13 protein-coding genes are annotated in these 17,886 nt (G+C 39.5%); 6 read left to right on the top strand and 7 right to left on the bottom strand.

Translation table 11 applies throughout. From position 1 onward, the window contains the following. Positions 1-111: 111 nt before the first annotated feature. Positions 112-768, bottom strand: a complete 657-nt coding sequence (locus tag FPK91_RS01555) for an HAD family hydrolase (RefSeq protein ID WP_144207026.1) — start codon at positions 766-768, stop codon at positions 112-114. Continuing rightward, the gene (rluC, locus tag FPK91_RS01550; RefSeq protein WP_144207024.1) at positions 765-1,721 is read right to left on the bottom strand and encodes a 23S rRNA pseudouridine(955/2504/2580) synthase RluC; all 957 of its coding nucleotides are present in this window, start codon (positions 1,719-1,721) and stop codon (positions 765-767) included. The genes FPK91_RS01555 and rluC overlap by 4 nt, the downstream gene beginning before the upstream one ends. A gap of 599 nt (positions 1,722-2,320) precedes the next feature. Between rluC and rne the strand changes: the two genes are divergently transcribed. Continuing rightward, entirely contained in the window at positions 2,321-5,551 is a 3,231-nt protein-coding gene (gene rne / locus FPK91_RS01545) for a ribonuclease E (protein ID WP_144207022.1), read from the top strand. Between the two features lie 345 nt (positions 5,552-5,896). Beyond that, positions 5,897-7,456 carry a SulP family inorganic anion transporter gene (locus tag FPK91_RS01540; RefSeq protein ID WP_144207020.1) on the top strand — a complete coding sequence of 520 codons (1,560 nt, stop codon included), beginning with the start codon at positions 5,897-5,899 and terminating at the stop codon, positions 7,454-7,456. A gap of 75 nt (positions 7,457-7,531) precedes the next feature. Here FPK91_RS01540 and FPK91_RS01535 read toward each other — a convergent pair whose 3' ends face one another. After that, on the bottom strand, positions 7,532-8,443 hold the full coding sequence (locus tag FPK91_RS01535; RefSeq protein ID WP_144207018.1) for a bifunctional methionine sulfoxide reductase B/A protein: 912 nt from the start codon (positions 8,441-8,443) through the stop codon (positions 7,532-7,534). 182 nt (positions 8,444-8,625) lie between these two features. On the opposite strand from FPK91_RS01535, the gene FPK91_RS01530 reads away from it, so the two are divergent. Then, positions 8,626-9,465 carry an isopenicillin N synthase family dioxygenase gene (locus FPK91_RS01530; protein WP_144207016.1) on the top strand — a complete coding sequence of 280 codons (840 nt, stop codon included), beginning with the start codon at positions 8,626-8,628 and terminating at the stop codon, positions 9,463-9,465. Positions 9,466-9,594: 129 nt separating this feature from the next. Then, positions 9,595-10,545: a ribosome biogenesis GTPase YlqF gene (gene ylqF / locus FPK91_RS01525; RefSeq protein ID WP_144207014.1), complete on the top strand. Its 951-nt coding sequence runs from the start codon at positions 9,595-9,597 to the stop codon at positions 10,543-10,545. A gap of 102 nt (positions 10,546-10,647) precedes the next feature. Here ylqF and FPK91_RS01520 read toward each other — a convergent pair whose 3' ends face one another. After that, positions 10,648-11,130: a low molecular weight protein-tyrosine-phosphatase gene (locus FPK91_RS01520; RefSeq protein ID WP_144207012.1), complete on the bottom strand. Its 483-nt coding sequence runs from the start codon at positions 11,128-11,130 to the stop codon at positions 10,648-10,650. Positions 11,131-11,151: 21 nt separating this feature from the next. Beyond that, complete coding sequence (locus FPK91_RS01515; RefSeq protein ID WP_144207010.1) at positions 11,152-12,060, bottom strand: DNA ligase; 909 nt, start codon at positions 12,058-12,060, stop codon at positions 11,152-11,154. Between the two features lie 701 nt (positions 12,061-12,761). Here FPK91_RS01515 and FPK91_RS01510 point away from each other — a divergent pair. Together FPK91_RS01510 and FPK91_RS01505 are read left to right on the top strand one after the other, a co-directional pair. Further along, the gene (locus FPK91_RS01510) at positions 12,762-13,649 is read left to right on the top strand and encodes an outer membrane beta-barrel protein (protein ID WP_144207008.1); all 888 of its coding nucleotides are present in this window, start codon (positions 12,762-12,764) and stop codon (positions 13,647-13,649) included. Positions 13,650-13,796: 147 nt separating this feature from the next. After that, the gene (locus FPK91_RS01505) at positions 13,797-14,822 is read left to right on the top strand and encodes a GGDEF domain-containing protein (RefSeq protein WP_144207006.1); all 1,026 of its coding nucleotides are present in this window, start codon (positions 13,797-13,799) and stop codon (positions 14,820-14,822) included. A 60-nt stretch (positions 14,823-14,882) separates the two neighbouring features. On the opposite strand, the gene FPK91_RS01500 is transcribed toward FPK91_RS01505, so the two are convergent. After that, positions 14,883-15,407: a class GN sortase gene (locus FPK91_RS01500; RefSeq protein ID WP_264371777.1), complete on the bottom strand. Its 525-nt coding sequence runs from the start codon at positions 15,405-15,407 to the stop codon at positions 14,883-14,885. An 85-nt stretch (positions 15,408-15,492) separates the two neighbouring features. Continuing rightward, positions 15,493-17,832 (bottom strand): marine proteobacterial sortase target protein, encoded by a 2,340-nt coding sequence (locus FPK91_RS01495; RefSeq protein ID WP_144207002.1) that lies wholly within the window; start codon positions 17,830-17,832, stop codon positions 15,493-15,495. Positions 17,833-17,886 lie beyond the last annotated feature (54 nt).

The following is a 17,886-nucleotide window of genomic DNA, read 5'->3' as shown; positions in this document are numbered from 1 at the left end:
TGGATAAAACTTAAAATCTTGTTGCTGACGCGATATGCGAGAAACTGATATTAATTGATTAAGTAGCACTTTCAACTAAAGACAAATAATGGCCACAAATAATAAGTCGACTTATATATGCAATAAAATATCTTGAGGCGTATGGACCATTGCTGTTGGCGACTCAGTTAATAAATCTTCTAAGCTGTGAGCACCGTAAGTTACGGCAATGCTACTCACTCCAGCATTATTCGCCATAGCAATATCAAGCTTTGAGTCTCCAATCATGACAGCATGTTCTGCTTTAACGTCGAGTTCTTCAAGCAATGATAAAATCATTGAAGGATGCGGCTTAGAATGCGCTTCATCTGCAGAACGGGTGGCAACAAAATAATGCCCAAGACCCGTTTCAGCTAACAAACGATCTAAACCCTCTCGCCTTTTCCCTGTTGCTATAGCTAAAGTATATCCCGCATCACTAATTTGTTTCAGTATGCGTTCAATGCCTTCAAATAAGGGGGTTGGTGTGACATTGATATTGAGATAGTAATTTTTGTAAGCTGCGAGTAAATCATCATAGCGATCGGAATTATTTGGAAATAGCTTTTCCATCACAGGCAAAAGAGATAAACCAATGATATCTCTTACTGCTTGTTCAGAGGGAATGTCCAATGCTAGCTCTTGAGCGACACACTGCATACAGTCGACAATTTTGCCGATTGAATTCATTAATGTGCCATCCCAATCAAAAATAACTAACTGATACTGTTTAATGTTGTCTAGCTTCATGCGCGAGTTAACTTATCTAATGTCTCTAACAAAACATCATCTAATGGTGCTTTAACTGTGGTTATTTCATCATTTTCAGGATGTTTAAACTTAAGTTCTGCGGCATGCAAAAATAAACGATTTAACCCTCTAGCTCTCATTGAGTCATCAAATTTTTGTTCACTATATTTGTCATCACAAGCAATAGCATGACCAGCATATTGACAATGAACACGGATCTGATGCGTTCGACCTGTCACTGGGCTTGCTTTCACTAATGTACAACCTTGGTAACGCTGCATGATTTTATATCGTGTTTCAGAAGGCTTACCTTCTTGGTTCGCACGAACAATGCGCTCACCAGATTTTAAGGTGATTTTTAATAAAGGGACTTTGACCACTTTGTCTTTAGCCTGCCAATCACCTCTTACAAGTGCAAGGTAATCTTTTTGCATTGTTTTACTTCTAAGCTGCTCGTGCAAATGCTTTAACGCACTACGCTTTTTAGCAATAAGCAAAACACCTGAAGTATCTTTATCTAAACGATGCACCAGTTCCAAAAACTTCTGATCAGGTCTTAGAGAGCGTAATCCTTCAATAACACCGTAATCTACGCCACTGCCGCCATGAACGGCGATACCAGCTGGTTTATTCAGTACAATAAGATGATTATCTTCATGAATGATGCGCGTTTCTAATTGGCTCACTTTAGATAATTTAGCTGAAGGTGCTTTTCTATTATCTTTTTCAGCCATTCTAACCGGCGGAATACGTACAACATCTTCAAGTTGAAGTTTGTATTCGGGCTTAACTCTTTTCTTATTAACCCTCACCTCACCTTTTCGCACGATTCTATAAATCATGCTTTTAGGGACACCTTTTAATTTGGTGAGAAGATAATTGTCAATGCGTTGTTCAAAATGGTCTTCATCAATAGTGACCAACTGAACTTTTGTAGGAGTTTCTGTATTCATGATGCGCCTTAAGTAATTACGGCGCATATTGTAACCTAAGTTTCCCATGTTGGGACAATAAGAATGAGTAGTTTTGATTGCTGTCTAAATTGATTATTGCTATATTTGCGCTGTGATTGAGGATAAACAGTGGATAAATTGTTCACAACCTCAATTTATTACGGTATTTTTTCAGTAGAATTCATGAACAAGACTGGTAGCAAGTCATTGATTTGCAGATTGTAAACATCACAACTCGATATAATTCGTTTTTACAATTAAACCGTCGATGTCATCTTTATTTTAAAAGTTTTCCTGAAAAATACCGCCCCAAATTCGAACAAATTTTAGCTTGTTATCAAACAAACGGATTCGACTTGGGCATTAACGGAAGAAATATTAAATTTATGGGGTTGGTTGATAACAACGAATTCCTTGTTTTTGTAATCACTAAAAAATAAGCCATAAATAGGATGCGACACGCAGCGAATGCGTCTAACAGCAATGCGCACCTAACTTGCCTAAAAACCAGCCGCGAGGCTTTGTGAATAAAAATTTTAGGCCCGTAATGCAGCGAACAGTCTTTGTTTGATGACCTTATTAGAAGAATATAAGTCATCATGAAACGTATGTTAATCAATGCAACTCAATCAGAAGAGTTGCGTGTTGCCCTAGTTGATGGTCAACAATTATATGATCTGGACATTGAAAGCCCTGGTCATGAACAGAAAAAATCAAATATCTACAAAGGTACAATTACCCGTGTAGAACCTTCTCTAGAAGCCGCTTTTGTAGATTATGGTGCAGATCGCCATGGTTTCTTACCGCTAAAAGAAATTGCTCGTGAATATTTCCCGAAAGGTTATTCATTCCAAGGCCGTCCAAATATCAAAGAAGTGGTATCTGAAGGTCAGGAAGTAATCGTTCAAATTGATAAAGAAGAACGTGGCAATAAAGGCGCTGCGTTAACAACCTTTATCAGTCTTGCAGGTTCTTATTTAGTGCTTATGCCTAACAACCCTCGTGCTGGCGGTATTTCTCGTCGAATCGAAGGTGATGAACGCACTGAATTAAAAGCGGCAATGTCAGATTTATCAGTACCGAACGGAATGGGTTTAATCGTCCGTACAGCCGGTGTAGGTAAAGATGCGAATGAATTGAAGTGGGACTTAAAAGTTCTACAACATCATTGGGATGCTATCCAAGAAGCAGCACAGAGCAAGCCAGCTCCTTTCTTAATTCATCAAGAAAGTAATGTTATCGTCCGTGCTATTCGCGATTACTTACGTCGTGATGTTGGTGAAATCCTAATCGATCATCCGCGTATCTTCGAAGAAGCAAAACAACACATTGGACTTGTTCGTCCTGATTTCGTTGAACGTGTTAAACGTTATGAGTCTGAAGTCCCGTTATTTACTCACTTCCAAATTGAATCTCAGATTGAATCTGCTTTCCAACGTGAAGTGCGTTTGCCATCAGGTGGCTCAATCGTTATTGACCCTACTGAAGCATTAACGTCTATCGACATTAACTCTGCCCGAGCTACAAAAGGCGGAGATATTGAAGAAACAGCATTAAACACCAACTTAGAAGCTGCAGACGAAATTGCGCGTCAATTACGTCTTCGTGATCTAGGTGGTCTAGTCGTTATCGATTTCATCGATATGACACCTGTAAAACATCAACGCGAAGTTGAAAACAGAATGCGCGATGCTGTGCATTTAGATCGCGCTCGCGTTCAATTAGGTCGTATCTCACGATTCGGCTTAATGGAAATGTCACGTCAACGCCTTCGTCCTTCACTAGGTGAATCTGCAGGTCATTTATGTCCTCGCTGTCACGGTCAAGGAACAATTCGTAGTACTGAATCTTTAGCACTTTCTATTCTTCGTTTAATGGAAGAAGAAGCGATTAAAGAGAACACCACTCAAATTGAAGCTGTTGTGCCTGTAGATGTTGCCGCCTTCTTGTTAAATGAAAAACGTAAAGCGATTCGTATTACTGAAGAACGTCATAAAGTTGAAGTCTATGTCATCCCTGATGCACATATGACAACGCCTGATTACCGCGTATCACGTTTAAGAACCGATGATGAAGTAGTGGAGTCAAGCTACAAGCGTGTAGACCAGCCTGAAGCAAAATTATACGAGCCTCGTAAGCTAGAGCGTGCAGAAGCTGCACAACCTGCGATTAAAGGTTTCGGTACTCCGACTACAGCAGCGCCTACTCCAACAGCGGTTCCAGCTCCAACGGCAAAACCTGCTAACGTTGCGGCACCTGTTGAGCCTGGTTTCTTCTCTAAAGTTGTTGCAGCGATTAGCGGTCTATTCTCATCAGATGAGCCAGCTAAGACAGAAAGCAAACCTGCGGATAAGAATCGTAAAGAAAACCCAAATAATCGTCGTAACCGACGCAATGATTCTCGTAATGATAGTCGTCGTAATGACTCTCGTAACGATAGCCGTCGTAACAATCGCAACGATGCAGATAGTAAAGGTCGTGACAACAAAGGGCGCAACAAGAAACCTGAAAGAGATGTTACGAGCAAAGACGTTGCTAACAAAGAAATAGATAAACGCCCAAGTAAAGCAGAAGCAAAACCAAAACCTGCTGCTAAGCCGCAAACTGACGGTGCACGTCAAGATGTTGAGAAGTCTCCTAAGCAGGAAGCTGCAAGAGAGCGTCGTCAACGTCGCAACATGCGTCGTAAAGTACGTATCGAAAACGAACAAAACGAAGCTAAACTTACCGATGTTGTCGCAACTGATGTAGAAGTTGCTGTTGAGCCTCAAACTAAACCTGAGACTAAACAGGAATCAAAACCAGCTCGTACACGTCGTCCAAGAAAAGATGCTGAAGTTATTGTTAAAAATGACCCAGTGGTTAGTTCTGATGAAACAGTTAAAGCTGAAGATACTGTCGAAGCGCCTGTAAGTGCTGAAACTGAAATCAATGTTGCAGCTCAAACTCCTGAAACTGCACCTTCAACTGAAACGCCAGTAGCTGCTGAAACTGAAGTAACTGCTGAAGCGAATTCAGAAGCTAACTCAGATGCACAAACTGACGGTGAAGATTCAGATGAAAAGCGTGAAGGACAACGTCGTAGTCGTCGTAGCCCTCGTCATCTTCGTGCAGCGGGACAACGTCGCCGTCGTGATGAAGATGACAACACTTCTACAGCTGCCGTATTCACACCTGTTGATGAGCTAGAAAAGCAACTTGATGCTGAACAAGCTAATGAAGCTAAATCTGCTGCCAGCGCACCTATTAAAGTTGAAGCTCCAGTTGAAGCGCCAGTAGCTAAAGAAGTTGTTGAAACGAAAGTTGAAGCGCCAGTAGCTAAAGAAGTTGTTGAAGCTAAAGTTGAAGCGCCAGTAGCTAAAGAAGTTATTGAAGCTAAAGTTGAAGCGCCAGTAGCTAAAGAAGTTGTTGAAGCTAAAGTTGAAGCGCCGGTAGCTAAAGAAGTGGTTGAAGCGAAAGTTGAAGCACCAGTTGCTAAAGAAGTGGTTGAAGCTAAAGTTGAAGTAAATGCTGAAGAGAAAGTTAACTCTAATGCATCAGCTCCAATGGCTAGACCTGCTGCAATTGCTCGTAAAGCGCCAACTGCGCCTAAAGCAGCGGTTACTGAAACAGTTGCCGCAGAAGCTAAAACCGAAGCGCCAGCTAAGAAAGCGACAACGTCAAGCCGATTCGGTTCAATGGTTATGTCTGATACGACTAAGCCAGTAACTGAAACTCGTGCTCAACAAGCGGTACCAAAAGGCCGTGAGTATGATAAAACTGCAGCTGATACTGACACAGCCAAATCAAAAGTAGCTGATAGTGCTTCTTCTGATACAACTCGTGCTTAGTACATCTCTTTAGCCGTAAGGCGATATAAAAACCACGCTTAATAGCGTGGTTTTTTTATGCCTTAAAAAGAACAAAAAAAACATAAACTCTGCACTAGATAATGACGAAAAGAAATTTAAAAAAGAATAATAAAACCTTCGATAACATATATTTATTTACTCCCCAGGCAGACTTTACCGTTTATCTCCTCATCTAGCTTACAAAGCCTGTTTGAATATCCTTTAAAACCAGAATGATACTAATTAGTACAAATTAAGCTTAATTTCAGGTTTAGAAGAAGGTTAATTTTTGTTAACATACGCACACTTTTATTTTCAAATACTTCAATATATTTCAGAGGTTAAATGTTCGATCTACTCCGTCATAAAACCAGTAGTAGCAAAGCAGATATTTTATCTGGTTTGACTGTTGCACTCGCGCTCATACCTGAAGCAGTCGCTTTTGCTTTTGTCGCACAAGTTGAGCCAATGGTAGGTCTATACGCTGCCTTCATTATGGGCATCATCACCGCCATTATCGGAGGTCGTCCAGGGATGATTTCTGGTGCAACTGGCGCTATGGCTGTTGTCATGGTTTCTTTAGTTGTTGAACATGGTGTCCAATACCTCTTTGCTGCGGTTGTGCTCGCAGGGCTAATTCAGATTACTGCTGGCATATTTAAACTAGGTAAGTTTATTCGTATTGTGCCTTACCCAGTAATGATTGGTTTTGTAAACGGCTTGGCTATCGTCATTTTCTTAGCTCAACTTGGACAATTTCAAGTCAAAGATGCTGCTGGTAATTTGGTGTGGCTAGCGCAAGAGCCATTGATGATCATGTTAGGCTTAGTGGCTTTAACCATGGCGATTATTCATTTCTTGCCAAAGTTAACCACAGCTATCCCATCATCATTAGTCGCGATTTTAACCGTAACCGCTATTGTTGTTGGACTTGATTTAGATACTCGTAATGTTCTCGACTTCTTGAAAACAATGAGTGGCGATGAGCATGCAACCATTGCAGGTAGCTTACCTAGCTTCGCCATTCCAAGTGTCCCTTTCACCCTTGAAACTCTTTATATCATTTTGCCTTATGCCTGTATTCTGGCTGCCGTTGGCTTAATTGAATCTTTACTAACGCTAACCGTTATCGATGAGATGACGAATAGCCGTGGTAAAGGTAACAAAGAATGTGTCGGTCAAGGTGTTGGTAACATCACCAGTGGCTTCTTTGGCGCTATGGGTGGCTGTGCGATGATTGGTCAATCAATGATCAACATTAACTCTGGTGGACGTGGTCGTTTATCAGGTGTAACAGCAGCATTAGCTTTACTTGCCTTTATCTTGTTTGGTTCAGCCTTCATTGAAATCATTCCTTTAGCAGCACTTGTGGGCGTAATGTTCATCGTTGTTTTAGGTACCTTTGAATGGGCTAGTTTCAAAGTCATGGGGAAAGTACCTAAACATGATGCTTTCGTCATTGTGCTGGTAACTACGGTTACGGTATTCACTGATTTGGCATTTGCGGTATTTGTAGGTGTTATTGTTTCTGCACTTGTATTTGCTTGGGAACATGCAAAACACATCAATGTTGAAAGCAGTACTGATGCAAATGGCTGGAAAGTTTACAAATTAAACGGACCATTATTCTTTGGTTCTGCAGCTAACTTCTTAGATTTGTTTGATGCAGAAAATGACCCTGAAGATATTATTGTCGATTTCCAAAACTCTCGTGTTGCTGATCACTCTGCACTTGATGCAATTGATACACTAGCTGAGCGTTATGTGGCAGCAGGAAAGAAATTACATTTGAGACATTTAAGTCCTGACTGCAAAGATTTACTGCATAAAGCAAGAGCATTAGTGGAAGTTAATGTGATTGAAGATCCACACTATAAAGTGGCAGATGATGCATTAGATTCGTAATAACAATCTAAAAATCATCAATAAAAAAGGCGAACTCAGTTCGCCTTTTTTGTTACCTAAAAATATATAACATGACTAATTATTGGTTTTTAGAATCGCAGCGAAGTGCTTCATGGCTTTTTCAAATTTTGGTTTAATAATTAGCTGACAATAAGGTTGTTCAGTATTATTTTCAAAGTAATCTTCATGAACAGGTTCTGCCGGATAAAAGGCTTCAAACATTGATACTTCTGTCACAATCGGCTTAGGCCAAATACCTTGCTGGATCAACTTACTAATCGCAATAGTAGCTTGATCTACCTGCTCTGTTGAATGAGTAAATATCACCGAGCGATATTGAGGCCCTTTATCATTACCTTGCTGATTTAGCGTGGTTGGGTCGTGCAATGCAAAGAACACCGACAGTAAGGTTTGGTAATCAACAGTATCAGGTTCGAACTCAACCAGAATAACCTCTGCATGACCTGTTTCACCAGAACAAACTGCCTTAAAATTGGCAGTCTCACCGCTACCACCACTGTAACCAGAAGTGACATTAACAACACCATTCAGCTTTTTGAATACCGCTTCGATACACCAAAAACAACCTGCACCAAAAGTTGCAAACTGATTACGCTTAATTTTCTTAAACTCTTCAGCAGTTTGAAAAATCATTGATACAGAATTGACACAATGGCGGGTATTTTTAGCCGTAAGCATTTCACCTTCAAATACATGACCTAAATGACCATCACATTTTCGACAGGTGATTTCAACTCGATGACCATCTGCGTCGGGTGTACGATCAACCGCGCCGGGAATCTCATCATCAAACGCGGGCCATCCGCAGTGAGCATTAAATTTATGCTCACTTTTATATAATGGCGCTAGGCATTTTTTACACAAATATACGCCCGGATAATCGTGGTTAACATACTCTCCACTAAATGGTTGCTCGGTCCCTTTTTGTTCAATAACATACTTTTCAAACTCCGTTAAATCCTTCATGAGCGCCATCTCTACTTCAATGTTGATGTGTTAACTGTAATGCAACTACTGCAATCTTGTCAGTATGAACAATAAAGATCACTATTTCGACTGAAGTAAGGATATTTACTTCAAATAATTGCGACAAAGTGTGACCAGGGTTAAAATATCGATGGGTCAAATAATAATAAAAGTAGAATAATATGAAATTAGAAACAATTGATTACCGCGCGAAGGACTGTCCACAGAAATTTGTAGCATCATTAAGAGACACAGGTTTTGGTGTATTAACTAACCATCCAGTAAGTCAGGAATTAGTCGAAAAGATTTATCAGGAGTGGTATGCGTTTTTCCAGTCTGATGAAAAAAATGATTTTTTGTATAAACCTGAAACACAAGATGGCTTTTTCCCAGCATCAATATCTGAAACAGCAAAAGGTCATAGCGTAAAAGATATCAAAGAATATTTTCACGTTTATCCTTCTGGCCGTATTCCAGATTCTTTAAAGCAAAATATTTTAGCCTATTATAAGAATGCCAATGCACTAGCAGCAGAGTTACTGGGTTGGATTGAAGAGTATGCACCAAAAGATATTGCTGACAAATTTTCAATTCCATTACCAAAAATGATTGAAAACAGCGATAAAACACTGTTAAGAATATTGCACTATCCACCAATGTCAGGTGATGAAGAGTTAGGTGCTATTCGCGCTGCTGCTCACGAAGACATTAACCTTATCACCGTATTACCCGCTGCCAATGAACCTGGCTTACAGGTAAAAACGAAGGAAGGTACTTGGGTTGATGTACCTAGTGATTTTGGTAATATCATCATTAATATTGGTGATATGTTGCAAGAAGCCTCTGCAGGTTACTACCCTTCTACCTCACACAGAGTTATCAATCCTGAAGGTACGGACAAAACTAAATCAAGGATATCACTACCGTTATTCTTGCATCCTAATCCAGAAGTTGTGTTATCAGAACGTCATACCGCTGATAGCTACTTGATGGAAAGGCTTCGTGAACTCGGCGTAATTTAATCCATTATCCACTTAATGGCATATCTTGATGACATAAAAGCGCCATAAGGCGCTTTTTTTTATCATTTATCTTTATAACAGGGTAGAATATGCACCCTTTGTAAGAAGTCGATTTGAAAAGGCAATAACATGGCAATTCAGTGGTATCCAGGACACATGCATAAAGCTCGTAAAGAGATTGAAGAGGCAATGCCTCAAGTCGATCTTGTTATTGAGGTGCTTGATGCCCGTATCCCTTATAGTAGTGAAAACCCAATGGTATCGAAGCTAAGGGGCGATAAGCCGTGTATTAAACTGCTGAACAAATCAGACTTAGCCGATCCTAAAGTGACAGCTCGCTGGATTGAATATTTAGAGCGTGAGCAAGGTGTTAAAGCCACAGCGATTACAACGTTACAGCCAGGACAGGTTAGAAGTATTCCTGATATCTGTCGTAAATTGGTACCGGCCAGAGATAAATTAGAAAAAGACATTCGCACCATGATTATGGGTATCCCCAATGTTGGGAAATCAACCATCATCAACACCTTAGCGGGCAGAACCATCGCCAAAACAGGTAATGAACCCGCAGTCACTAAGCGTCAGCAACGTATCAACTTAAAAAATGGCATCGTATTGTCAGATACTCCTGGTATCTTGTGGCCAAAAGTGGATAACGAAGCAAGTAGTTACCGACTTGCTGTAACAGGTGCTATCAAAGATACAGCAATGGAATACGAAGATGTGGCTATGTTTGCTGCTGAGTATTTCTTAAAAGCCTACCCAGAAGAAATTTGCGAACGTTATAAACTTAAATCGTTACCAAAAACTGACATTGAGTTATTAGAAGAGATTGGCCGTAAACGTGGCGCATTAAGACCTGGTGGGCGAATCGATTTACATAAAGCATCAGAGCTACTTTTACATGAATTCCGCTCAGGAAAAACAGGCTTACTGACACTTGAGACGCCTGAAATGGCTGAATTGGAACAAGAAGAAGTCGCTAAAGTATTAGCAGAAAAAGAAGCAATAAAACAACGTAAGCTCGAGCAAGAGAATCTTAAACGTTCAGGTAAACGTCATCAAGGCGAAAAGGACTAACCGTTCTAGCTTTTTGTTTTAACTAGCTTAAATAAAAAGGCTCAACATGATGTTAAGCCTTTTTAGTTTCTGAACCACTGACCACTAAGCTAACGCTTCACATTAATCATGTTTCGATAGCGTTTGCGCTAAAACATCAAGGCTTGATTCCAGTAAATTCAACACCACTTCAAAACCTTGTTCCCCACCGTAATAAGGGTCTGGCACTTCTTTAAGGTCTGCTGTGTTATCCTCGGTTAAGTACCACAAAATCAACTTTAATTTGTTTTCATAACGCTCAGGGCATCGCTCATATAAATGAGCCAAATTGGTTTTATCAGCCGCTAATATCAAATCAAACGTTTCAAAATCTGCATCGGTAACTTGTCTTGCATGCATTCCAGAAAACTCTAACCCACGCGCTTCGCCTGCCTTTATTGAACGAGGGTCTGGAGAATTCCCTTGGTGATAAGCCATGGTGCCAGCAGAGTCGATTTTAATATCAAGTTTGTATTCTATTGCCTTAGCACGAAAGACGGCTTCAGCACTGGGTGAACGGCAAATATTTCCCAAACAAACGAATAAAACTGATTTAACTAAACTCAAATGATTCCCCTTCTCTTAAATTTATAACTGCGGCCGCTCTCTTAAGAAATGTGCAAATCGAGGCACACCATTCTTTGTTAATCCTAAATATTGATAAGTAATTTGGCTACCTATCTTTGGTGGTGCTTGTCTTTGTGCGTCTGTAAAGCCTGTTCCGATTTTGAATTCTATTCCATCAGGCATTTTAACCAATATAGCACCTAACATACCGCGGTACTTTCCCTTCCCCTCTAAATGAGCTATCACAATTGCTTCAGCATCATATTTAGGCTTTAACTTCATGATATCTTGACTACGACCGACTTTATAAAACGCTTGCTTACGGTGCAGCATTAAACCTTCACCATTGGCCGCAACAACCGAATCTAAGAGCTTATAAAGTGCTGCATCGTTATCTATAGATTGTTGCTTTATCACATCAAGATAGACAGACTTCGCTATTTCCCTCTGCATTTCAGTATAACGTTCGCTAAAAACGTCGCCGTGTTCAGGCATATCAAATAACATGAATCGAACTTGTTGCCAAAGTGGGCTATCGGCTTTCTTTTTACGCGCTATTGAAGACATTGACTCAAATGTACCTCTACCAAGCCATAACTCTCCTTCAAGGACTTTATCCGGGAAGTCAGCATAAAACCATTTAGGCATAATTATTTCGCGCCCAGAACGAGAAATCATCTTTTTCCCAGTCCAATATCCACGAACACCATCTAGTTTTTCACTGATGTAGTAATCTTTAATGTCGAGACCTTCAACCATTTTCGTAGCTAATTGAATGTTTGGTTTGTCTGCAGCAGATAAAGACGGTGAAATAAAAACTATCGTAAATATAGTTAAATTCAATGTCATCAAGATTAAAAGACTTGAAAGATATCGACTAAACGATCGAAGAAGAAATAAATTACTCGGTAAGCTGAATTGGGTGAACATATGCACGTCCTTGTAGTAATGGGTCAGCAACATCCTGTCACTGTCGAAACGGATATGAGCAAGCATTTAAAATGCCTGCTGTTGTAGCAATATTAGTTCAAGATCGACAAACTGCCAGCTCATATGATCTCAAGTCTTGTTGACTGGTAATATCTGCTAAATAAAATGCATTAAAACGGTGAAGGATACCGCGGACAATAACCACAGTCATTCAGAATGAATCCCCTAAAAAAATCCATCATCAAGCAGTTAAAACGCACACTCTATAAGCACAAAATGACTCATCACAATAAGCCATGACTCTGCTAAGTTAAAGTCTAAAAGCACACCTCAATAGACTAGTTATTATTGATGTAAAAGCTTAAAGGTTTCTGATAAGTAGTTAAATTGGGTTGAATCCATTAAAACTTTGATCCTGTCCTCAAAATACAATGAAATTCAAAAATATACAAAAGTCAATAATTAACAACAAGTTACAAGCAAAAAATAAGAATAAACGTCCTTGTAAGCCTCGAGCATACGATCAATAACTTGTACTAGATCAAAAAAAACCTCATTTTAACAACAAAAACTTCACATTCGGTTACAAAATGATAGTATAAAAACATAATAAGATATTCCTTGAATAACAATTAAAATAATATTGCACAACACTCATTTATTTCCACCCAGATGAGAATAAAAATAAGTGCGGAGAATAAATGTTTAAGCAAGCTTCAATAGGACTGCTAGCAGCCCTATCAATGTCTAGTGTCGTACAATCTGACGAGTATAAAATTACGCTCGGCGGATTTTATGCCAGTACAGACTCCACTATGCTAGTCAAAAGCGCTAAAGATACAGGTAATTACTATTTACTTGATTTTGAAGACGACCTACTTCTAGCAGAAGATCAATTTCTGCCTTTCCTTGAATTGCAATATAGTTTTAATGATCGCCACCATATATATGTTGATTGGAAATCATTACATCGTGATGCAGAGACTTCAGAACTTGGCTTTGATATAGAAATTCCAGAATTTGGTGAAAACGATCAAAATGTTGTTATTGACGGTACCGCTAAAGTGTCAACAACATTAAATATCGATATTCTGCGTATAGGTTATGGTTATGATATATGGGAAGGAAATGACTATACCGTAGGTGCATCTATTGGCTTACATACCATGTTTGTTGAAACCATTTTTGAAGGGAATATAGGCATTTGCGAAGGCCAAACGGATCCAGATAGCCTTTGTGAAGCTCAGTCATTTACCCCTGAAGTTGTCGATAATGCTTTAACTGCACCTTTGCCCAATATTGGTGTATATGGGTCATATGAGTTTTACCCTGGCTGGGTTTTCAATGCTCATGCTCAATATTTCACCATTAAGTATGATAACTTTAAAGGTTCATTAGTGGACATCAGGGCTGGCGTACAGGCTCAAATTAGTGAAAATTGGCATTTATCACTCGCTTATAACTATTATGATGTCGATGTTGATATCGAAAAATCTCGATCTATTTTGGATGAAGAATTCAGAACCTTAGATTACAACATCAACTATAGTTTCACAGGGCCTATGTTTGCTGTTTCATACAGTTTCTAAACTAAAATTCAGCACCGACATGGTGCTGAATCACAACCGCTTAACTTGTATCACTTAAACCATATCTATCAGAACCATAAGTTGCTATATTTTAATCAAATCTATTTATTTCATTCGCTTTGTTGCAAAGTTCTGTTGAGGGTTTGAATGTCAAATGACCTACTAAAAATTGCTGCGTTAAATTTAAAAAAAGCTATACCTTTAATGTTAAAACATAGTATTCCCACTACACCAACAAACTATGCCCTTTGGTATGCTTATGTCGGTGAAAGTAATCCTAAACTCAATCTAGCACTTGATAAAACCATAGAACAAAATCAACAATACTCCCCGGTTTCAAGCGAGTTATTGTATCGACAACATATCGCAGATCCTGTTGAGTTAGACGTTAGAGATATGCGCCAAAACCTTGATGCTATGGTATGTGAACTATCACAATCATTAAAAGATACCAATCAAGACACCTCTACTTTTCAAACTAAAATTGAAAAAGAATTTAATAAATTAACTGAACTTGAAAGTAAAGGTTTCTCATTAGAACAAGTCATTAAAGTCGTCCGAGGCATTGTTAAAGAGTCTGCCAATATTCATTCAAGTACCGTAAGTTTCACCCAGCAACTCACTAAAGCACAAACTGAAATCAATACATTAAAACAAAGACTGGCAGAAACTGAAAAAGATGTTTTATACGATGCGCTTACTGAAGCTTTAAACCGCCGCGCTTTTAATGAAGACATTGCCGCAGTGATTTCACAATCTCCCAAGGGCTGTTGTTTAATTTTGGCCGATATCGATTTCTTTAAACAATTCAATGATACTTATGGCCATCAGTTAGGCGATTTAGTACTTAAAGTGGTCGCAAAACGTTTACAAGAATCTTGTCGTGATGGCGTTAAGCTGTACCGTTTCGGTGGTGAAGAATTTGCGATTATAGTGCCTAACAGCCAACAAAGAGTCGCAAGACAACTTGCTGAAGGAATGCGTCGCTCAATTGAAAAGCTTAGCGTTAAAGATAGGCGCAGTGAAACCCGAATCGATAATATCAATGCCTCTTTTGGGGTTGTTGAATGGAAAGAGTCACAAACAACCAGCCAGTTGATTGAAGGCGCTGACAAATTGTTATATGAAGCTAAAAGATTAGGTCGAAATAGGGTTATGCCTATTTCCGGTTAACCAATAAAAATACCTGCTATATGCAGGTATTTTTTATTGAGAATAATCTATCTCTAACAATTAACTGTGATTAACTTGCTTTGCTGTTACCACGTAACGGTAATCACTATTGGCAGACAAATCTTCAAACGGATAGCAGGTTATCAGTGTGAGCTGGTTATCCGCTGTCATATCAAGTATCTCTGTTTGCGTCTCATGCACTATATCAATCCCTGTAATTAAGTAGCTTTGCGTTTGCCCTAGTGCTGTTTCTAGTTCAACCATATCGCCTTTTTTGACGTTTTGTAAATTTGAAAAATGGGTGTCTCTATGACCTGCAATAATCGTATTACCCAGCTCTCCAACACCTGCACCATTAAGCATTAGACTTGGTCCAAAAGCCAGGTTTCGACCCGATGCACCCGCTAGAATAAACATCGGCTCGCCAACAGGATAGATATCCGTGTCTTTATCTGCATATAGCATTAATTTACCTACAGGGTGAGTATCAGCCCAGCTCCAAGGTTTATGCGGTGTTTGATCTTGCAAGGTTTTATTCCATGCTTGCTCAATCAAATATTGAGCAAAGTTAGCTTTAACTTGCATATACGCTCCATGTGACAAAAAACTTAATCCTAAGATTGCCAAACAACAAGGGATGAGCATTTTTAGACTAATCATCAGGGCTCCTTTATTTGTTCTGAGGCAGGATTAACCGTTGACCCGGAAGACATTGCTTAAGCCAAAGTCCATGCATCAGTGCAATCAATAAAAAACTCAACCCAATTAATATATCTAAACGGCTGGATGTTGCTGTCTGTGGCAATACCCCCGATTGCTTAAAGCCTTTAGGTAAATGAGGCTTAACTTGAGAATCACTGTTAAATTCAGGAGTGAAATTAACTGGGGTTTTATCTACCGCCACCAAGCTGGTTTGCGAGGTCACGAGATGATATTTCATTCCTAATGCTTCTACTTGCTGCTTTATCCGTTCACTGTTTGCTCTTGTTTGGGTTGCTTCAATGGCATTGATTTGAGCATTCGCCCAGAGAAGATCTAACCCAGCGCGGGTAACATCTGCATCAGTCATGTTACTAGCCTGCTGTGGCTGACGTAATTGCAGCTGCCAATGTTCACCATGAGTAACGCCCGAAATAACAATATCTTGTTGATTATATGAAGGAGACTTAAAGCTCACTAAAATAGGTTCCTCATTGTATAAATCAGGAATTTTGGCAGGCCAGTAATCAGGAACGGTGCCATCTTGGTAAGTGACTTTTACGTCGGTTGCCACGGGTTGCTCAATCTTTTGCAGTAATCGATCTATTTTCTGTTTTACCTCAGCAGTTTTGCCAATATAAGTATATGTACCGCGGCCAAACATGGCAGCGCGTTCCATAAAGTGCGCATTAGGAGCTGAGCCAATCCCGACGGTAAACAAACGACTTTGACCTAAATCAGCTTCAATCTGCTTAAATAATCCTTGCTCGTTACTTACTGCACCGTCAGTAATAAATATCACCTGTCGCAAATAGTTCGCTGCACTTGCGATATAGCTATTTACCTCAGCTCTTGTATTAGTTCTTGAATCAGCCCTTTTATCAGCCATTGTTTGATTACTATCACCTTGCATAAGCAATGAAGCTGACAGCGCCATGCTAATTTCAGTACCGCCATTAGCTTGTAACTTTTGAACAAATTGGTTGGCTTTCCCAATATTACGGCTATTAACCTTTAATGACGTGGTAGATAATTTTGTCACCTGGTGATTAAACTCAATAATATTAAACTTATCTTCAGTTCTTAATCCTGCAAGGGCTGACAATAAAGCCTGCTTTGCTTGTTCCATTGAATCACCCTGCATGGAACCCGAAGTATCAATAACCAAGATCAGTTCACGAGGAGTCACAGTATTATGATCTTTGACTTGCGGCGGCGTTAACATCACTAAGCCATAATAATCTTGATTTTTAGTCATTGATTGAGATGAATTGAGTCCATTTATTTGATGGGTTAATCCCTGCTGAGTAAATACTGACGGTATCGGTAACACCACCTCTGAATGATTTGCTGAATGTGATTTGACTGAATCAGCAGGTTTCCAATTCAACACAAAATCTTGGTTGGCGACAAATGCGGTATCCAGTTTAATTTGCCATAATGGTTGATGTTTTAACTGCGTAGATTGTATTTTATGGTATGGACTCACCAACTCACCAAGGTCAAAGCCAGTATCTAATTCAACCTCAATGTTAACCAAAATGTTGTTCGAATAATCCGCTGAATCCACGCCAGTTAATATGCCTTCGGCAAAATCATTCGGGTTAAAACCTGTTAGCGCATCAGGCAAAATCTCAGCAATAGACTCAAACATACTTGTTTGACGAGTATTGTTTTGTGGTTGCTCATTGTTTTCACTCTCAGATAAAGATCTTGGAGAATAACGTGGTGTTATTGTCATAGGAAAACGTAAACTAAACTGACCATCTTTATAGTTGAGCTTTTCTTGATAACTTATCTCGACGGTCAAGGTCTCCTTAGGCGCTAAATTAGCGACTTCAGTGGTAAAAATATTCACCCTTTGCTGACTCACCAAACTGGCACGTTTACCTGCAGCTTTGGCTTTTTCAAAGGTGGCTTTGGCTTGCAATTTAGGTTGTACTTCACCTTCAATAATACGGTCACCGATAAGTAATCGCATCTGATCTACCGCTCCATTATGAGATAGCGGGAAGTGATACTTGCCGTTTATCCAACCTTGGGTGTTATTGGTAAACGTTTGCTTTACCGTAACTCTGTTTATCCAGCCTGAGACTTTCATCGATACATCTGTCGATAATGGCAAACTATGCTGTATTTCACCATCTTGAATGTATTCCAACACGCCTTGGGTTATCCCGTCATCACGCCTTTCAAATTCACTTAATGGCATTGCATACACTGGAAATATCGCATTCAGAATCATTAAACCCAGTAAAATTAAACTTGAGCAAAAGTAATGCCCCGTATGACGATTAACACTAATATTCATTGTTTTCTCTCCATGAAATTAGCGTAAATCTCAAACCATTGATTTACCGATTGA

This window comes from Shewanella donghaensis, from assembly GCF_007567505.1.
GTDB lineage: Bacteria > Pseudomonadota > Gammaproteobacteria > Enterobacterales > Shewanellaceae > Shewanella > Shewanella donghaensis.
Note: the sequence above shows the minus strand (reverse complement) of the source record. Positions and strands in the feature narration are given on the sequence as shown.